This window comes from Pseudomonas abieticivorans, from assembly GCF_023509015.1.
GTDB lineage: Bacteria > Pseudomonadota > Gammaproteobacteria > Pseudomonadales > Pseudomonadaceae > Aquipseudomonas > Aquipseudomonas abieticivorans.
Genome location: NZ_CP094975.1, coordinates 4,097,207 through 4,115,060, shown reverse-complemented (window position 1 = coordinate 4,115,060; position 17,854 = coordinate 4,097,207). Strand labels below are relative to the sequence as shown.

The following is a 17,854-nucleotide window of genomic DNA, read 5'->3' as shown; positions in this document are numbered from 1 at the left end:
TGGGTTGCGTCTGATGCCACTGTAGGATTCGAGACAATCCTGTCCCATAGGACAAGTCTGAAAGTAGTGCGGGAAAAATCTAAAGATAGGTTTTTATGTCTTGCCGCAAACGCGCGATGGCCATTTTCAGCGCAGGCCAGCGGGCGTCCAGTTCTGTTGCTGATGCCTGTTGGCGAACGGCATCGAGCCCGGCGCAACCGCGCGCCAACTCGCCCGCATCGATCAGGCAGGCGACCCCCTTGAGCCGGTGGAGCGCAGCCTTGAGGGCTTTCCAGTCGCGGGCTTGCACGGCCGGTTCCAGGGCGTCGTACTCTTGCCCAAGGTTGTTGAGCAACTCTTCGAGCATCTGCCGCATGACAGCAGGGTCGGCCTGGGTCATGCGGCGCAAGGTATCGATGTCGAAGGCGTGGCCGGCGCTTACCTGCTCCAACAGTCGGGCCAGGTGCTCCAGGGCCAAGGGCTTGACCAGGCATTCGTCCATGCCGGCTTGCAGGCAGCGCTCGCGCTCATCGCTCATGACATTGGCGGTGCAGCCGATGATCGGCGTGCGCGCCCGTCCCTCCTGGGCCTCTGCGCTGCGGATAGTGTGCGCCAGGGCGTAGCCGCTGATGCCGGGCATGTTGCAGTCGGTAAGGATCACGTCGAACGTCTGCTCACGCCATAGCCGCAAGGCGCTTTGCCCGCCTTCCACGGCCTGCACCGTGTGCCCCAGGTAGTTAAGTTGCTGGCTCAACACCAGCCGGTTGGCCGACAGATCATCCACCACCAACACCCGCAAGGGCCGCAGCGGCCCGCGCGGTGCTTCGACGCTGCCGGCCTTGGCCTCGCGGGCGCGGCTCAAGGGTATTTCGATATGCACCGTAGTGCCTTGGCCGGGCTCACTGCGAAGGGTGATCTGCCCGCCCATCAACTCGATCAATTGCCGGCAAATACTCAGGCCCAGACCGGTGCCGCCCTGGTCGCGCGCCGCAGCCACGTTCGCCTGGGCATAGGGTTTGAACAAGCGCGCTTGCTGCTCGTGGCTGATGCCCATGCCCGTATCGCTGACCACGATGCTCAAGGCATGGGGCGACTGCCAACCCACCTGCAAGGTCACCCCACCCTGCTGGGTGAACTTCAGGGCATTGCTCAACAGGTTATGCACCACTTGGCGCAAACGCAGCGGGTCGAACCAGTAATTGCCCTCGATCCGTGGTGCCATCTCCAACGTCAGGGCTAACTGCTTGTTGGCTGCCTGCACGGCGAACAGCTTGACCATGCCCTCGAAAAACGGCCGCAGCGCCGTGGCCTCCGAGACCAACTGCAGGCTGCCTGCCTCGATCTTGGCCAGGTCCAGGCTGTCACCGATCAGGGCGATCAGCTCGCGGGCTGATTGGTAGGCCACCTCCATCGCCTCTGAAGGTGCCTGCCCGTTGGCGCGCGCGGTTTCCCGCTCCAGCTCCAGCAAGCCGATGATCGCCGCCATGGGGGTGCGGATCTCGTGGCTCATGGTGGCCAGGAAAGCGCTCTTGGCCTGGTTGGCTTGCTCGGCCACCAGGCGCGCTTCCACAAGTTCCACCTCCAATTGCTTGCGCTCGGATATGTCGATCCAGCCACCCAACAGCCCTTGCAACTTCCCGTCGGCCCGGTAGAACGGCACCATCCATTGCCAGGCGTCCATCCGCCGACCTTGCAGGGTCAGTTGGCGGTCTGCAAACAGCGGCTTTTGATCGGTCAACAACCGCAGGTAGTCAGCGTGCATCTGCGCGGCCATGTCCGGGGGCAGCAGCTCGACCTCTGGCAGCAGGCGACCTTGCACCCGCTCGAAGCGGGTCGAGAACACTTCTTCATATTTTTTATTGCAGGAGATCAACCGACCTTGCAGGTCGCGCACGTACACCGGGTTGGGGATGCCATCCAGCAATGCCCGCTGGAACGCCAACTGGTCGCTCAGCGCCTCTTCGGCTTTTTCCCGTTGCAGGATCTGCACCTTGAGGCGGCTGCTCCAAATCAGCGACAGCAGACCGAACAACAGTGCCGCGGCCACGGCCCACCACACCCACTGGGCAATGCGCTGCCAGACCGGCTCGGCGTTGTTGCCCGCGCCCAGCCACTTGAGCCGAACGGCGCGCAACTCGGCCACGGGGTACGCCTCCAAGGCCTTGTTGAGGATGCTCAACAACAGCGGTTCAGCGCTCGCCACCGCAAAGCGTTCCGGCGCCCAGAGCCCATCCACACTGCGACCCACCTTCAACTCCCCAGGCGCATAGCGACCCACGGCGCGGTAGGCGCCCACCTCACTGTCGATGGTGGCCGCCGCCTCACCCTTGCGCACCAGTTCGCGCGCCTGCTCCAGGCTTTGCACCAGGCGCAACCTGACGTGCGGATACTGCTCGCGCACGATCGCCTCCATGGCATGCTGGGCCGGCAAGGCCAGAACCCGGCCATTCAACTCTTCCAGAGAGTTGATGGGCAGGTCTTCATCGCGCACGATAAACACCCAGGCCTGGCCGCCGAAGGAGTGGGTGAAATTGAGGAACTGCTTTCTATCCGGGGCTTCCGACAGTGTCGTGTTCATGTCGGCCTGGCCGCTCTTGAGCATCTCCAGGCTCTGGGCAATGGAGCCGGACGGCAAATAATCGAACTGCAGGCCGGTCAGTTGCGACAGGGTCGACAGCACGTCGTTGTTAAGCCCCACCCAGCTCCCCTGGCGGTTGCGATACAGGTAAGGCGAGTACTCGGTGGCTGCCACGCGAATGTGCGGGTGGGCCTTGATCCAGTCCTGCTCGACGCGGCTCAGTTCGATGCGTCGCTGGGCGATGTCCATGCCCAGGCCTGTAGTCCAACGTTGCAACACTTCACGGCGCAGGGGTTCGTCGATGCTGGCCAGGGCTCGATCGACCATCGCCCCCAGCGGCCCGTCTCTGGCGCGGGTGGCAAAACTGAAGTCGGCCGCAGGCAAGGCGCTCAGGCCCACCACGCGCAAGCCCATGTAGGGGCGCAGGGCATTGTAGGATCGCACGATCACTTCGTTGCCGATAAACCCATCGACCTCGCCCTCTTTCAGCGCCTCCAGGCCACTGGCAAGGCTGGGGGCGATGATGATCTCGCTGTCGGGGTAGGCGCCATGGATCGTCTCCAGGTTGCAGTAACCATCCACCACCGCGATTTTCTTACCCACCAGGCCTGCAGTGGGGCTTTCACCCGCGCGCATCACCATGACCGCGCGGTCGGCCATGTAGCCCTTGGAGAACTGCAGCCCGGCGGCATTGCGTTCGAACCCATTGGCGCTGGTAAGCAGGTCGATATCGCCGCTCTGCAAGGCCTGCACGGCTTCTTCGCGGCGCGTGTAGCCCATGACCTGGAACGGTTCGTCCAGGCGCCGGCCGATCAGGCTGAGAAAGTCGGCGCTCACGCCCTTGTAGCGGTTGCGGTCCACGGTGATGTCGACCGGCTCGTAGTCGGCGATGGAAATACCCACCCGCAGCACCCGGTGCTCACGCAACCAGGCGTGCTCGGCCGGGCTCAGGGGCATGCGCTCGAGCTCCACCAGCGGCGCCACCAGGTTGAACGGCAGGCTTTGCGCCGCCCGCACCGTTGCGCTGGCGCCCAACAGCCACAGCAGGCTCAGGCACATCAGCACCCCACAGCGTCGTCGTAACCCACTCATCCGCGCATCCCTGAACCCCAATCAGCCTGTCCATCCGATGAGCAAGTTTGACACGTACCAACGAAAAAGCCCGTCGGGCGACGGGCTTTTAAGTGTTGCAGATCTAGTCAATCACAGCGGTTTGCCGCGGTTGCCGTGTTGGGCCACAAAGGCCTGCACGGTTTTCAGGTCGTTGGGCAGCACGGTGTACTTCTCTTCGCGCTCAAACAGGTCGGTCAGGTGCGCCGGCAGTTCCAAGGCCTTGCCAACGCCGGCCTTGAGCACGGCATCGGGGAATTTCACCGGGTGCGCGGTGCCCAGGATCACCATTGGGGTGTCCAGGCTGCGGCGGCACTCGCGCGCGGCCTTGACGCCGATGGCGGTGTGCGGGTCCAGGACCTCGCCCGTCTGGGCGAACACTTCGGCGATGGTCTCGCAGGTTTGCTCGTCGCTCACGGCCAGGGAATCGAACAGCTTGCGCGCCTCGGTCCAACGGTCCTGGTCAACGCTGAACGAACCGGTTTGCTTGAAGGTGTCCATCAAGCCGGCCAGGGTAGCGCCGTTGCGGCCATGCAGGTCGAACAGCAGGCGTTCGAAGTTCGACGAGACCATGATGTCCATGGACGGCGACAGCGTGGCGTGCAGGGTTTCCTTGGCATACTGGTTGCCGCTCATGAAGCGGTGCAGGATGTCGTTGCGGTTGGTCGCCACGATCAGTTGGCTGATCGGCAAGCCCATGTTGCGCGCCAGGTAGCCGGCGAAGATATCGCCGAAGTTGCCGGTAGGCACCGAGAACGCCACCGAACGTGCCGGGCCGCCCAACTGCAGGGAGGCGTGGAAGTAGTAGACGATCTGGGCCATGATCCGCGCCCAGTTGATCGAGTTGACTGCCACCAGGCGCGTGCCCTTGAGGAAGCTCTGGTCGGCGAAGCTGTTCTTGACCATCTCCTGGCAGTCGTCGAAGTTGCCTTCCACGGCGATGTTATGCACGTTGTCACCAAACAACGTGGTCATCTGCCGGCGTTGCACCTGCGACACGCGCTGGTGCGGGTGCAGGATGAAGATGTCGACGTTTTCGCAGTGCTTGCAGCCTTCGATGGCGGCGGAGCCGGTGTCACCGCTGGTGGCGCCGACGATCACCACGCGCTCGCCACGCTTGGCCAGCACGTAGTCCAGCAGGCGACCGAGTAGTTGCAGGGCGAAGTCCTTGAACGCCAGGGTGGGGCCGTGGAACAGCTCCAGCACCCATTCGTTGCCATTGAGCTGGCGCAACGGCGCGACAGCACTGTGGGCGAAGCCTGCGTAGGTGTCTTCGAGGATTTTTTTGAAGTCGGCATCTGGAATGCTGCCGGTGACGAACGGGCGCATCACCCGGAACGCCAGTTCGTGGTACGGCAGGCCGGCCCACGAGGCAATTTCTTCCTGGGTGAAGCGTGGCAGGTTTTCTGGCACGTACAGGCCGCCATCGGTGGCGAGGCCTGCAAGCAGCACGTCTTCGAAATTCAGGGCCGGCGCTTTACCGCGAGTACTGATGTAACGCATTTTTCAAACCTTTCTGGTTTGAGCTTCAGGCTTGAGCCTCAAGCTGCAGGTGGGCGGCATGCGGCGCGCCTCCTCTTGCAGCTTGCAGCTTAGCGCTTGCAGCTCCCGTTAATTAAGGTGTTCCACGCGGATACGAACCACCGGGGCAACCACGTCCTGCAGGGCTTGCAGGGCGGTAATGGCATCGTTCATGCGCTGCTCGACCACGCGGTGGGTCAGCAGGATCATCGGCACCAGGCCGTCCTGCTCTTCCACTTCCTTCTGCATGATCGACTCGATGTTGATGCCGCGCTCCGAGAGGATGCTGGCCACCTGGGCGAGCACGCCGGGGTGGTCCTTGGCCTGGATACGCAGGTAGTAGGCGCTTTCGCAGGCTTCGATCGGCAAGATCGGGTGCGCCGACAGCGAGTCCGGCTGGAAGGCCAGGTGCGGCACGCGGTTCTCAGGGTCCGAAGTCATGGCACGAACCACGTCCACCAGGTCGGCAATTACCGAGGAGGCGGTCGGCTCCATGCCGGCGCCAGCGCCGTAGAACAACGTGGAACCGGCCGCGTCACCGTTGACCATCACCGCGTTCATCACGCCATTGACGTTGGCGATCAGGCGATCGGCAGGGATCAGCGTCGGGTGCACGCGCAGTTCGATACCGCTGGCGGTGCTGCGGGCCACGCCCAGGTGCTTGATGCGGTAGCCCAGCGCCTCGGCGTAGTTCACGTCGGCGGTGGTCAGTTGGGTGATGCCTTCGGTGTAGGCCTTGTCGAACTGCAGCGGGATACCAAAAGCGATGGAGGCCAGGATGGTCAGCTTGTGCGCCGCATCGATGCCTTCGACGTCAAAGGTCGGGTCCGCTTCGGCGTAACCCAACGCTTGGGCTTCGGCCAGCACGTCCGGGAAGGTACGGCCTTTCTCGCGCATCTCGGTGAGGATGAAGTTACCGGTGCCGTTGATGATGCCCGCCACCCAATTGATGCGGTTGGCCGACAGGCCTTCGCGGATCGCCTTGATCACCGGGATGCCGCCGGCCACGGCCGCTTCGAAGGCGACGATAACGCCCTTTTCGCGGGCCTTGGCGAAGATTTCGTTGCCGTGCACGGCGATCAGCGCCTTGTTGGCGGTGACGACGTGCTTGCCATTTTCAATGGCCTTGAGCACCAGATCACGAGCGACGGTGTAGCCGCCTATCAGCTCGATGACGATGTCGATCTCCGGGTTCGTGGCCACTGCGAAGACATCGTTGGTAATGGGGGTACCGGTAATCTGGCAATTCGGGTTGGGCGAACGCATGGCAATTTGAGCCACTTGGATTCCACGCCCGGCACGGCGGGCAATCTCCTCGGCGTTGCGCTGAAGTACGTTGAAGGTGCCGCCACCGACGGTACCTAACCCACAGATGCCTACTTTGACCGGTTTCACTCTGAACTCCCCAAGAAACGGCCGACGCTGAGTCGGCCGTGGTAAACAGCCGCACACCGGGTGCGGCTCAGTGTTTATGGCCTGGCGGTACTTTCCGTCAGGCCTTGATCTTTGACGCCTTGCACATTACGACTTGCCTTCCAGGGCCAGCTTGGTCACCTGTGGCGCCGGCTGGTAGCCGGGGATCATCTGGCCGTTTTCCAGGATGATGGCCGGGGTGCCGCTGACACCGATCGACTGGCCCATCTCAAACTGCTTGCTGACCGGGTTGGCGCACTTGGTGGCGCTCACGTCCTTGCCATTGATCAGCTTGGTGAGGGCGCCCTTGCGGTCGCTGGAGCACCATACGGCCTGCAATTGCGCGTCACCTGGCGAACCCAGGCCCTGGCGCGGGAAAGCCAGGTAGCGCACTTCGATGCCCTGCTTGTTCAGCTCTGGCACTTCTTCGTGCAGCTTGTGGCAATACGGGCAGGTGGTGTCGGTGAAGACGGTGATGTGGGCCTTGGTTTCGCCGACTGCAGGGAACACCACCATTTCATTGGCAGGGATCGCGTTGATGGTCTTGGCGATGGCCTGGCGCTCGGTTTTCTCGGTCAGGTTGACCGGCTTGCCGTCTTGCATCTGGAACAGGTAGCCCTGCATCACGAACTGGCCATCGGCACTGGCGTACAGCACGCGGCCACCCTTGAGCTTGACCTCATACAGGCTGTTGAGCGGGCTTGCGCTCACGCTTTCGATCGGGACGTCCAGCTGCAGAGACTCAAGCGTCTTGCGGATGGTCTGCTCGGCCGTGTCGGCCAGGGCAAAAGTGCTGACCAACGCAATGGCTGCGGCGGCGAAAATCTGGGTCACGCGCATTGAGAACTCCTGAGGCGGCGGACAAAAGGGGGCCCGAAACACGATGAGCATCGCCAATAGAGGATGCGCGTTCGGTGCCCGCTTTACAAACCCGCCAAGCCTACCACATTCGGGCTGCATGGCCGACTCCGGCTGACGCAAAGCCTGTGCGCTGATCGGCAGTCAGCCCCGTGGATGATGCTGGGCGTGCAAGTCTTGCAGACGCGCCCGCGCCACATGGGTGTAGATCTGTGTGGTGGACAGGTCGCTGTGGCCCAGCAGCATCTGCACCACGCGCAAATCGGCGCCGTGGTTGAGCAAATGGGTGGCGAACGCGTGGCGCAGGGTGTGCGGCGACAGCGACTTGCTGATCCCGGCCACCTGGGCCTGGTGCTTGATGCGGTGCCAGAAGGTCTGGCGGGTCATTTGCTCGCCACGCAGGCTGGGGAACAGCACATCGCTGGGGCGCCCGTTCAACAGGTCGTTACGCCCGTCGCGCAGGTAGCGCTCGACCCAGTTGATGGCCTCCTCGCCCATGGGCACCAGGCGCTCCTTGCTGCCCTTGCCCATCACCCGCAGCACGCCCTGGCGCAGGTTGACCTGATCCAGGGTCAGGCTGACCAGTTCGGTCACCCGCAGGCCGCAGGCGTACAACACCTCCAGCATGGCGCGGTCGCGCTGGCCGATCGGTTCGCTCAGGTCGGGGGCCTTGAGCAGCGCCTCAACGTCGGCTTCCGACAGGGATTTAGGCAATGGCCTACCCAACTGCGGCATATCGATTTGCAGGGTCGGGTCTACCGTGATGAGCTTTTCACGCAACAGATAGCGATAAAAGCCACGCACGCCGGAGAGGAATCGGGCCGTGGAGCGAGGTTTGTAGGCTTGGTCCACGCGCCAGGCCAAATGATCGAGGATCAGTTCGCGCGCGGCGCTGTCCAAACTCACCCCGCGCTCCTGCAACCAGCCGTTGAACAGCGCCAGATCACTGCGGTAAGAGTCACGACTGTTGTCGGACAGGCCCTTTTCCAACCATAAGGCGTCCAGGTACTGGTCGATCAGGGGGTGTTCGATGGCGGGCATGGCAACTCGGATTAAAAACTCGGACTAGGCTTGGTTAGCCTACCCATTCTCAAGGAAGCCTGAATGAATGAACAACAGATATTACTGGCGATAGGCGGCATCGGGCTGGCCGCCCTCGGCAGCCAGTGGCTAGCCTGGCGGCTGAAGCTGCCAGCAATTTTGTTTCTGTTGCTGAGCGGCATTATGGTGGGGCCGATCCTCGACTGGCTAGACCCAGAGCTGTTGTTCGGGCCGTTGTTGATGCCGTTGGTGTCTTTGGCCGTGGCGCTGATTCTGTTTGAGGGCAGCCTGACGCTGCAGCTGTCAGAATGGAAAGAAATCGGCAGCGTGGTACAACGGCTGGTCACGGTGGGCGCCCTCTCCACTTGGGTGGTCATCACCCTGGCCACTCATTGGCTACTGGGTTTCGACTGGCTACTGGCCCTGCTGTTTGGCACCCTGACCCTGGTCACCGGGCCCACGGTGATCGTGCCCATGTTGCGCGTGGTGCGCCCCAAGGCGGCCATTGCGAACATCTTGCGCTGGGAAGGCATCGCCATCGACCCGATTGGTGCCCTGCTGGCAGTGGTGGTGTACAGCTTCATTATCGCCAGCGCCGCGGGCGAGGGCCTGAGCCACAGCTTGCTGACCTTCGCCGGGGTGATTGGCTGCGGCGCCGTGTTCGGCATCGCCGGCGGCTGGCTGCTGGGCACGGTGATGCGCAACGAATGGCTGCCCGAATACCTGCACAACCTGGCGTCCCTGGCCTCAGTACTGGCGATCTTTATTGCCGCCAACGAAGTGATGCATGAATCCGGCCTGCTGGCAGTTACGCTGATGGGGCTGTGGCTGGCCAATATGAAAGACGTGGACGTGCGGCAGATCCTGCACTTCAAGGAAAACCTCAGTGTGCTGCTGATTTCCGGGCTGTTCATACTGCTGGCGGCGCGCCTGGACCTGATCGCGTTGATTGCCCTGGGCCCGGCAGTGCTGGCCCTGCTGGCGGTGATCCAGTTTATCGCCCGGCCGATCAACGTGCTGCTGTCCACTGCCGGTTCCAGCCTCAACTGGCGCGAACGGGCCCTGCTGTCGTGGATCGCCCCTCGGGGTATTGTCGCCGCGGCAGTGTCGGCGGTCTTCGCCATCCGCCTGGACGAAGCCGGCCACGAAGGCGCGCTGTTGCTGGTGCCACTGACGTTCGCGGTGATCATCGGCACTGTGCTGCTGCAGAGTGCCACCGCCCGCCCCCTGGCGCGCTTGCTGAAAGTGGCAGAGCCGGCACCCAGTGGCTTTTTGATTGTAGGCGCCAACCCGCCGGCCCGGGTCGTGGCCAAAGCCTTGCAACAGTTGGGCAGCCGGGTGATGTTGACCGATTCGAGCTGGGAAAATATTCGCGCCGCGCGCATGGACAACCTGCCCACCTACTTCGGCAACCCGGCTTCGGAACACGCCGATGCGCACCTGGACCTGGTCGGCCTTGGGCACCTGCTGGGCCTGTCGCCGGCAGGTGAACTCAATACCTTGGCCTGCACGCGCTTTCGCCATGACTTTGGCCATCGCCGGTTGTTTTCCCTGGCCAGTGGCCTGGAGACTACCCGCAGCGACAAACACCGGGCCAGCCACGAACACCGCGGCGAAACCCTCGGCAGCCCGGCGCTGACCTATACCCAACTGGCCCAGCAACTGCACCAGGGTGCCGAGATATACAGCACCCAACTCACCGAGGGCTTTGGCTGGGATGACTATCAGGCCCTGCACGGCGAGCGTGCCACCTTGTTGTTTGCCCGGGACAACAGCGGTTGGGTGCATGTGATCACCGATGGCAACCCCATGGACCCAGGGCCAGGGTGGACCCTGGTGTCATTGATACGCCAAGCGGGCTAACCCGGCCTGTGCGCGAGCCCATCCGCGAACAGGTCGAGACAAAACACACAGGCACAAAAAAGCAGCCCGAAGGCTGCTTTTTTTGCATCGGGTCAGACTGGACTCAAGCCAGTTTTTCCTTGATGCGAGCTGCTTTACCGGACAGGTCACGCAGGTAGTACAGCTTGGCTTTACGCACGTCACCACGACGTTTCACGGCCATGCTGTCGATCTGCGGGCTGTAGGTCTGGAAAGTACGCTCTACGCCAACACCGTTGGAGATTTTACGAACAGTGAAAGCACTGTTCACACCACGGTTACGCTTGGCGATAACAACGCCTTCGAACGCCTGCAGACGAGCGCGATCGCCTTCCTTCACTTTCACCTGAACGACAATGGTGTCGCCCGGGGCAAAGGTCGGGATCTCTTTGGTCATCTGCTCGGCTTCGAGTTGCAGAATGATTTTGTTGGTCATGCTGTGCTCCTAAGGTAAATCACTCGATCTACCATCGATACGTTAACTATCGTTCCGCTCACTAAGGTACTCAGCGAGCAGCTTGTTCTCTTCTCCAGAAAGCGAGCGTCTTTCCAGAAGATCGGCGCGTCGTTCATAGGTCCGCCCAAGGGACTGCTGCAAACGCCATCGCCGGATGTGTGCGTGATTGCCGCTAAGCAATACGTCGGGAACACGCTGATCCGCATATACCTCCGGTCGGGTGTAATGCGGGCAATCCAGCAGCCCATCCGTGAAGGAATCTTCCTCCGCGGAGTCCGCATGCCCCAAAGCTCCGGGCAGCAGTCGTGTTACCGCGTCTATCAGGACCATCGCCGGCAGCTCACCGCCAGACAACACATAGTCACCAATCGACCACTCTTCATCGACATGAGCCTGAATAAACCGCTCGTCAATGCCTTCGTAGCGACCTGCAATCAGAATCAAAGACTCCGACGTTGCCAGCTCGCGTACCGCCTGCTGATTCAGCTGACGGCCTTGTGGCGACAGGTAAATCACCTTCGCCGACTCCCCCGCCGCGATCCTGGCCTGGGCCAGTGCGTCTTCCAGGGGCTTGATCTTCATCACCATGCCCGGACCACCGCCAAACGGCCGATCGTCCACGGTGTGGTGGCGATCTGTGGTGTAGTCCCGCGGATTCCAACAGGTCAGCGTGAGCAGACCCTGTTTCACCGCACGGCTGGTAATGCCGTACTCGCTGATAGCGGAAAACATCTCGGGGAACAGACTGATCACTTCTACGCGCAGGCTGGCCATTGCCTAGAAGTCCGCATCCCAATCAACCTTCATCTCGCCCGCACCCAGGTCGACAACCAACACGCATTGCTCCGTATAGGGCAACAAGCGTTCGCGATCATCCAGGCTGCCAGCGCAAGGCCGCACCACCATCACATCGTTTGAGCCGGTCTCCAACAGGTGATCGATCTTCCCGAGCAGTTGCCCAAGTTGGTCGATAACCTTAAGACCTTCCAGTTGGTACCAGTAGTACTCGCCGTCGGTCAAATCAGGGAACAGGTTACGCGGCACGCAGATCTCATAACCGGCCAGAAGCAACGCTTCGTCACGGTCTTCGAGACCCTTGAGCTTTGTGACCAGGAACTTGCTTTGTTGCAAGCGTCCACTGACCAGCTCTACCTGCTTGTCCACGCTGCCTTCACGCTTGAGCGTCCAGGTTTTGTAGCCCAACAGGTTGTCAATCGGATCAGTAAAGGAATACACCTTCACTTCGCCGCGAACGCCGTGAACCGAAAAAATCTTGCCGATAACGATCAAATCATCAGCAGTAGTTGGCGTCGCGTTCATATTGCTCAGGCCGCAGCCTTGGCATTTTCCTTCAGCAACTGAGCAACGCGCTCAGAAGGCTGTGCACCAACGCTCAACCAGTGGTTGACGCGCTCTTGGTTCACGGACAGGCGGATTTCCTGACCACGAGCAACGGGGTTGAAGAAACCAACGTGCTCTTTGTGGGAACCGTCACGCGGGTTGCGGGAGTCGGTTACGGTCAGTTGGTAAAATGGGCGCTTTTTAGAGCCGCCACGGGCAAGACGGATGGTTAGCATTGAACATCGTTCCTGTAGTCGGTGCTGCAAATCATAATGCACAGCGGGCACACGGGTGCCCGAAAGGCCGCATATTCTCAATGAATACACGGACTTTTGCAAATGCCTTTTTCCGGCGCCCAACAGCGCGCCTGGCCGATCTGCTTGAAAGCCATCACCTGGATGGCAAATGGACCCGCATTACCGCGGGTTTGCTGCATCGCCCGCATCGCTGCAGGCGAAAGCACGGCCTTGAAGGCCCGCGCCAATTCGATCACATCTTGGGCATGCCACCGCCGCCGGGCAGCATGCCGCCCATGCCGCGCATCATTTTGGCCATGCCGCCTTTGGCAGAGAACTTCTTCATCATCTTCTGCATCTGCTTGTGCTGCTTGATCAAGCGACCGATATCCTGCACCTGCGTGCCGGAGCCCATGGCAATGCGGCGCTTGCGCGAACCACTGATCAGCTCAGGGTCACGGCGCTCGGCCGGGGTCATGGAATTGATGATGGCTTCCATCTGCTTGAATTGCTTCTCGGCGGCGTTCTGGGCGCTGCCCATTTGCGACAGGTTCACGCCGCCCATGTTCGGCAGTTTGTCCATCAGGCCGCCCAGGCCACCCATGTTCTTCATTTGTTGCAGCTGGTCACGGAAGTCTTCGAGGTCGAAGCCCTTGCCCTTCTTCAGCTTTTTGGCCAGTTTGTCGGCCTTGTCCTTGTCCAGGGTCTGCTCGGCCTGCTCGATCAGGCTGAGCACGTCGCCCATGCCCAGGATCCGCGAGGCGATACGATCCGGGTGGAAGGGCTCGAGCGCATCGCTCTTCTCGCCCATACCAATGAACTTGATCGGCTTGCCGGTGATGGCACGCACCGACAGCGCGGCGCCGCCACGGGCGTCGCCGTCGACCTTGGTCAGGATCACGCCGGTCAGCGGCAACGCATCGCCAAAGGCCTTGGCGGTGTTGGCGGCGTCCTGGCCGGTCATGGCGTCGACCACGAACAAGGTCTCGACCGGCTTGATGGCCGCGTGCAAGTCCTTGATCTCGCCCATCATCTGCTCATCGATGTGCAGGCGACCGGCGGTGTCGACGATGACCACGTCGATAAATTTCAGCTTGGCTTCTTTAATAGCAGCCAGGGCGATGTCGACAGGCTTCTGGGAAAGGTCGGATGGGAAGAAGGTCACGCCCACTTCGCCGGCCAGGGTTTCCAGTTGCTTGATCGCCGCCGGGCGGTAGATGTCGGCCGACACCACCATCACGGTCTTTTTCTTGCGCTCTTTAAGGAAGCGCGCCAGCTTGCCGGCGGTGGTGGTTTTACCCGCGCCCTGCAAGCCTGCCATCAGCACCACGGCCGGTGGCGTGGCGTTGAGCGACAAATCTTCGTTGGCCGCGCCCATCAGGGTTTCGAGTTCGATCTGCACGATCTTCACGAATGCCTGGCCCGGCGTCAGGCTGCGCGATACCTCGGTACCGACCGCACGCTCCTTGACCTTGTTGACGAAGTCCTTCACCACCGGCAAGGCGACGTCGGCTTCAAGCAACGCCATGCGCACTTCACGCAGGGTGTCTTTGATGTTGTCTTCCGTCAGCTTGGCCTTGCCAGTAACGTGGCGCAGCGTCTGAGAAAGACGGTCGGTAAGGTTTTCAAACATGCGCGATCCTTTCAGGCTCAGTTGAACCGAGGTTTAAGCAGCCCGGCCCACAAGTATGCTCAGGGAGCCTGCGGCAAGGGCAGGTCGGCGATTATAGCGAAGAGTGTTGCTTACGGACACCTTGACGCTTGCAGTCTTTCACGCAACCCAGCTTCTATGCCAAACTCAGCGCCTTTAGAGCTCGCTTCACAGGACTTATGCTCCCCTTGTCACCCAGTTTGCTACCCAGCATCGCCGCCGCCGTCCTTTATGCCGCTGCGACCACTTATCAGGGAATCCGTGTCAGCCAGGGCGCCAAGGCCGATCAACGCCTGCTGTACCTGCTCGGCGCACTGGCCGTCGTGGCCCAGGCCTACGCCCTGGCCTCGCAAATGATCACGCCGCTGGGGCTGAGCCTGAATTTTTTCAGTGCCGCCAGCCTGATCGCCGCCGCCGTGATCACCCTGACCCTGGTGGCCTGCACGCGCATCCCGGTGGCCAACCTGCTGTTGCTGCTGTTCCCGCTGGGCTGCGCGACCACCCTTATCGCCCAATTCGTGCCCTCCGGCACTGTGCCGCTGATCAACGAAGAGCCCGGCATCCTGGCACACATCCTGTTGTCGATCCTGGCCTACGGCATGTTCACCATCGCGGTGTTCCAGGCCTTGTTGCTGCTGGTGCAGGACTATCAACTCAAGCACAAGCACCCCAGCGGGTTAATCCGCAACTTCCCGCCACTGCAAACCATGGAAAGCCTTTTGTTCGGCTTTTTGTGGGCCGGCTGGGGGCTGCTGTCGTTGTCGCTGATTTCCGGCTGGCTGTTCCTGGACAACTTGTTTGCCCAGCACCTGGTGCATAAAACCTTGCTGGCGTGCCTGGCCTGGATCGTCTTCAGTGTGTTGTTGTGGGGCCGTAACCGCCTGGGCTGGCGCGGCCACAAGGCCATCCGCTGGACGCTCGCCGGTTTCTGCCTGCTGATGCTGGCCTATTTCGGCAGCAAGCTGGTCCGCGAATACATTCTGCATATCTGACGACAGGGACTATGGACAATCTGCCGTTAGGCCCCCTGCTTGGCGTTCTCGCACTGGCGCTGCTCTGGTCGGCGCTGTTCAGCGCCGTGGACGCTGCCCGCCAGGTGATCGGCAGCCAGCGCCCTCACGAACGCTCTGGTGACCGCCCCACCCTGGATTTCCCGCTGGAAAGCCTGATATTGGCCACCACGGTGAGCAAGGTGATTGTCGTGGTGCTGGGCACCGTGCTGGCCACCTGGCAGTGGCAAGCCCACGGCTTGTGGGTCGCAGGCCTGGTGGCCACCTGCAGCTTGCTGGTGTTCGCCGAATACCTGCCGCGCCTTCTGGCCACGCGCCACCCCGAAGCCTTCATTACTCTGGGCAATGCCTTGCTGCGGCCGATCTTCAAGGCGCTCGCGCCCGCTGCCTGGCTGCTTAATGGCATCGCCCGGCTGATCCTCAAGCCGTTCGCCAGCAAGCCCGGCCCGGTCAACCAACATGGCGACGACGACAACCTCACCAGCCAGTTGATCGAAGAACTGGCCCAGGACGCCCGCGCCAACAAGCCGCACCTGCTCAGCGGCATTCACGCGCTGGACAGCATCACCGTGAACGATATCCTGGTGCCGCGCAGCGAAGTGGACGGGATCAACCTGGACGAGCCGATCGAAAAGATCATCGAACAGCTGATCATTAGCCGCCACACCCGCCTGCCGGTGTATCACAACGATATCAACCAGGTGGAACGGGTGCTCAACACCCGGCAGATCAGCCACCTGCTGCCCAAGGCCGAACTGACGATCGAGCAACTGCTGGCGGCCTGCTACGAAGCCTATTTCGTGCCGGAAAGCACGCCGCTGCAACTGCAACTGCTCAACTTCCACAAGCAACAGCGGCGCCTGGGCGTGGTGGTGGACGAATACGGTGAAGTGCTGGGCCTGGTGACGCTGGAAGACATCCTCGAAGAAATCGTCGGCGAATTCGAAGACGAGCACACCGTGGACAACCCGCACATCCATCCACAGGTCGACGGCCGCTTTGTGGTCGACGGCGCTGCCTCCATTCGCGAGTTGAACAAGAGCCTGGGCTGGCACCTGCCCAGCGATGGCCCGAAAACCCTCAATGGGCTGGTGACCGAGGCGCTGGAAAGCATCCCCGATTGCGCGGTGTGCCTGAAAATCGGCCGCTACCGCCTGGAAATCCTGCAAGCCGAGGAAAACCGCGTTACCCGCGTGTTGATCTGGCACACCAGCGCCCTGCCCAAAGTCATCTAGACGTGAGCGCAAGCGCTTCCCTATAATCGGGACGCTTACCCAGCCCCGCCGGAACGCGTGCTTACCCGCACTTCGCGTGCCCCGGCCAGTCAGCCGCCAGGCTGAACCCCGTGTTACCTCGCGCCAGCCTTCACACCTTGAACGGCTATTCGCGCCCGGCCCTACCCTCCCCGGCCTAGAATCAGCACCACACCTATAAAAAATTCTGTCAGGGATACCCACATGACAAGCACTTATGCTGCCAGCAGCGCCGACAAGCCGGTGAATTCCACCGCGCGGGTCGCCACCGCCAGCTTTATCGGCACGGCCATCGAGTTCTACGATTTCTACGTGTACGCCACCGCGGCTGCGCTGGTGATCGGCCCGGTGTTCTTCCCGCAAACCTCCGGCACGGCGCAGATGCTCTCGGCGTTCCTGACCTTTGGCATCGCCTTCCTGGCACGCCCGCTGGGCTCGGCGCTGTTCGGCCACTTTGGCGACCGGGTCGGCCGCAAATCCACCCTGGTAGCCTCGCTGTTGCTGATGGGCATCTGCACCACGCTGATCGGCGTGCTGCCCGGCTACGACAGCATTGGCGCCTGGGCACCGATCCTGCTGTGCGTGCTGCGTTTTGGCCAAGGCCTGGGCCTGGGCGGCGAATGGGGCGGCGCGGCGTTGCTGGCCACCGAAAACGCCCCGAAGGGCAAACGCGCCTGGTTCGGCATGTTTCCGCAACTGGGGCCATCGATCGGCTTTCTGGCGGCCAACGGGTTGTTCCTGACCCTGGCCATGACCTTGAGCGACGAGCAATTTCGCAGCTGGGGCTGGCGCCTGCCGTTCCTGCTCAGCGCCCTGCTGGTGATGGTGGGCCTGTACGTGCGCCTGAAACTGGAAGAAACCCCAGTGTTCGCCAACGCCGTGGCCCGCCACGAGCGGGTGAAGATGCCGCTGTTCGAACTGTTCGGCCAATACTGGAAGCCGATGCTGCTGGGCGCCGCCTCCATGGTGGTGTGCTACGCGCTGTTCTACATCTCCACGGTGTTTTCCCTGAGCTACGGCGTCACTACGTTGGGTTATAGCCGTGAAAGCTTCTTGGGCATGCTCTGTTTCGCGGTGCTGTTCATGGCCCTGGCCACGCCGATTTCCGCCTGGCTGAGCGACCGCTACGGGCGCAAGCCGGTGCTGGTATTCGGTGGTGTGCTGGCCATTGCCTCGGGCTTTTTGATGGAGCCGCTGCTGACCCAGGGCTCGACCACCAGCGTGGCACTGTTCCTGAGTATCGAGCTGTTTTTGATGGGCTTCACGTTCGCCCCGATGGGTGCGTTGCTGCCGGAGCTGTTCCCGACCCGCGTGCGCTATACCGGCGCTTCGGCGGCGTACAACCTGGGCGGTATCGTTGGCGCGTCGGCTGCACCCTTTGCGGCGCAAAAGCTGGTCGCGATGGGTGGGCTGAGCTGGGTGGGCGGTTATGTGTCGGCAGCGGCGCTGCTGAGCGTGATTGCCGTGCTGTGCCTGAAAGAGACGCGGCATGACGATTTGAACAAAATCGCCTGAGGCGGGCGCC

Annotated in this window: 14 protein-coding genes; 4 read left to right on the top strand and 10 right to left on the bottom strand. The window is 61.9% G+C overall.

Annotation, left to right across the window (positions count from 1 at the left end):
* Positions 1–79 precede the first annotated feature (79 nt).
* The 5 genes from L9B60_RS18905 to xerD all read right to left on the bottom strand — a co-directional run bounded on the left by L9B60_RS18905 (position 80) and on the right by xerD (position 8,500).
* The gene (locus tag L9B60_RS18905; protein ID WP_249672257.1) at positions 80–3,649 is read right to left on the bottom strand and encodes an ATP-binding protein; all 3,570 of its coding nucleotides are present in this window, start codon (positions 3,647–3,649) and stop codon (positions 80–82) included.
* 111 nt (positions 3,650–3,760) lie between these two features.
* The gene (thrC, locus tag L9B60_RS18900) at positions 3,761–5,170 is read right to left on the bottom strand and encodes a threonine synthase (protein ID WP_249672256.1); all 1,410 of its coding nucleotides are present in this window, start codon (positions 5,168–5,170) and stop codon (positions 3,761–3,763) included.
* Between the two features lie 108 nt (positions 5,171–5,278).
* Entirely contained in the window at positions 5,279–6,583 is a 1,305-nt protein-coding gene (locus tag L9B60_RS18895; RefSeq protein WP_249672255.1) for a homoserine dehydrogenase, read from the bottom strand.
* Positions 6,584–6,709: 126 nt separating this feature from the next.
* Positions 6,710–7,441 (bottom strand): thioredoxin fold domain-containing protein, encoded by a 732-nt coding sequence (locus L9B60_RS18890; protein ID WP_249672254.1) that lies wholly within the window; start codon positions 7,439–7,441, stop codon positions 6,710–6,712.
* Positions 7,442–7,603: 162 nt separating this feature from the next.
* Positions 7,604–8,500, bottom strand: coding sequence for a site-specific tyrosine recombinase XerD (gene xerD, locus L9B60_RS18885; RefSeq protein ID WP_249672253.1), 897 nt, complete (start codon positions 8,498–8,500; stop codon positions 7,604–7,606).
* A 63-nt stretch (positions 8,501–8,563) separates the two neighbouring features.
* Here xerD and L9B60_RS18880 point away from each other — a divergent pair, with 63 nt between their 5' ends.
* Positions 8,564–10,363 carry a cation:proton antiporter gene (locus tag L9B60_RS18880; RefSeq protein WP_249672252.1) on the top strand — a complete coding sequence of 600 codons (1,800 nt, stop codon included), beginning with the start codon at positions 8,564–8,566 and terminating at the stop codon, positions 10,361–10,363.
* Positions 10,364–10,466: 103 nt separating this feature from the next.
* Here L9B60_RS18880 and rplS read toward each other — a convergent pair whose 3' ends face one another.
* The 5 genes from rplS to ffh all read right to left on the bottom strand — a co-directional run bounded on the left by rplS (position 10,467) and on the right by ffh (position 14,048).
* Complete coding sequence (gene rplS, locus L9B60_RS18875; protein WP_249672251.1) at positions 10,467–10,817, bottom strand: 50S ribosomal protein L19; 351 nt, start codon at positions 10,815–10,817, stop codon at positions 10,467–10,469.
* Between the two features lie 42 nt (positions 10,818–10,859).
* Positions 10,860–11,612 carry a tRNA (guanosine(37)-N1)-methyltransferase TrmD gene (gene trmD / locus L9B60_RS18870; RefSeq protein WP_249672250.1) on the bottom strand — a complete coding sequence of 251 codons (753 nt, stop codon included), beginning with the start codon at positions 11,610–11,612 and terminating at the stop codon, positions 10,860–10,862.
* A 3-nt stretch (positions 11,613–11,615) separates the two neighbouring features.
* Complete coding sequence (gene rimM, locus L9B60_RS18865; protein ID WP_249672249.1) at positions 11,616–12,158, bottom strand: ribosome maturation factor RimM; 543 nt, start codon at positions 12,156–12,158, stop codon at positions 11,616–11,618.
* Between the two features lie 5 nt (positions 12,159–12,163).
* Entirely contained in the window at positions 12,164–12,415 is a 252-nt protein-coding gene (rpsP, locus tag L9B60_RS18860; RefSeq protein WP_043193034.1) for a 30S ribosomal protein S16, read from the bottom strand.
* 253 nt (positions 12,416–12,668) lie between these two features.
* Positions 12,669–14,048, bottom strand: a complete 1,380-nt coding sequence (ffh, locus tag L9B60_RS18855; protein WP_249672248.1) for a signal recognition particle protein — start codon at positions 14,046–14,048, stop codon at positions 12,669–12,671.
* Positions 14,049–14,245: 197 nt separating this feature from the next.
* On the opposite strand from ffh, the gene L9B60_RS18850 reads away from it, so the two are divergent.
* From L9B60_RS18850 to L9B60_RS18840, 3 genes are all read left to right on the top strand, one after another.
* Positions 14,246–15,058: a cytochrome C assembly family protein gene (locus L9B60_RS18850; protein WP_438865993.1), complete on the top strand. Its 813-nt coding sequence runs from the start codon at positions 14,246–14,248 to the stop codon at positions 15,056–15,058.
* Positions 15,059–15,069: 11 nt separating this feature from the next.
* On the top strand, positions 15,070–16,311 hold the full coding sequence (locus tag L9B60_RS18845; protein WP_249672246.1) for a transporter associated domain-containing protein: 1,242 nt from the start codon (positions 15,070–15,072) through the stop codon (positions 16,309–16,311).
* A gap of 222 nt (positions 16,312–16,533) precedes the next feature.
* Complete coding sequence (locus tag L9B60_RS18840; protein ID WP_249672245.1) at positions 16,534–17,844, top strand: MFS transporter; 1,311 nt, start codon at positions 16,534–16,536, stop codon at positions 17,842–17,844.
* Positions 17,845–17,854: the final 10 nt, after the last annotated feature.

What these genes read in the sequence shown, in the direction of transcription:
- L9B60_RS18880 (WP_249672252.1), top strand. Translation starts at nt 8,564, where the DNA reads ATGAATGAACAACAGATATTACTGGCGATAGGCGGCATCGGGCTGGCC.
- L9B60_RS18905 (WP_249672257.1), bottom strand. Translation starts at nt 3,649, where the DNA reads ATGAGTGGGTTACGACGACGCTGTGGGGTGCTGATGTGCCTGAGCCTG.
- L9B60_RS18840 (WP_249672245.1), top strand. Translation starts at nt 16,534, where the DNA reads ATGACAAGCACTTATGCTGCCAGCAGCGCCGACAAGCCGGTGAATTCC.
- trmD (WP_249672250.1), bottom strand. Translation starts at nt 11,612, where the DNA reads ATGGCCAGCCTGCGCGTAGAAGTGATCAGTCTGTTCCCCGAGATGTTT.
- rimM (WP_249672249.1), bottom strand. Translation starts at nt 12,158, where the DNA reads ATGAACGCGACGCCAACTACTGCTGATGATTTGATCGTTATCGGCAAG.
- xerD (WP_249672253.1), bottom strand. Translation starts at nt 8,500, where the DNA reads ATGCCCGCCATCGAACACCCCCTGATCGACCAGTACCTGGACGCCTTA.
- L9B60_RS18890 (WP_249672254.1), bottom strand. Translation starts at nt 7,441, where the DNA reads ATGCGCGTGACCCAGATTTTCGCCGCCGCAGCCATTGCGTTGGTCAGC.
- rplS (WP_249672251.1), bottom strand. Translation starts at nt 10,817, where the DNA reads ATGACCAACAAAATCATTCTGCAACTCGAAGCCGAGCAGATGACCAAA.
- L9B60_RS18845 (WP_249672246.1), top strand. Translation starts at nt 15,070, where the DNA reads ATGGACAATCTGCCGTTAGGCCCCCTGCTTGGCGTTCTCGCACTGGCG.
- rpsP (WP_043193034.1), bottom strand. Translation starts at nt 12,415, where the DNA reads ATGCTAACCATCCGTCTTGCCCGTGGCGGCTCTAAAAAGCGCCCATTT.
- L9B60_RS18850 (WP_438865993.1), top strand. Translation starts at nt 14,246, where the DNA reads ATGCTCCCCTTGTCACCCAGTTTGCTACCCAGCATCGCCGCCGCCGTC.
- thrC (WP_249672256.1), bottom strand. Translation starts at nt 5,170, where the DNA reads ATGCGTTACATCAGTACTCGCGGTAAAGCGCCGGCCCTGAATTTCGAA.
- ffh (WP_249672248.1), bottom strand. Translation starts at nt 14,048, where the DNA reads ATGTTTGAAAACCTTACCGACCGTCTTTCTCAGACGCTGCGCCACGTT.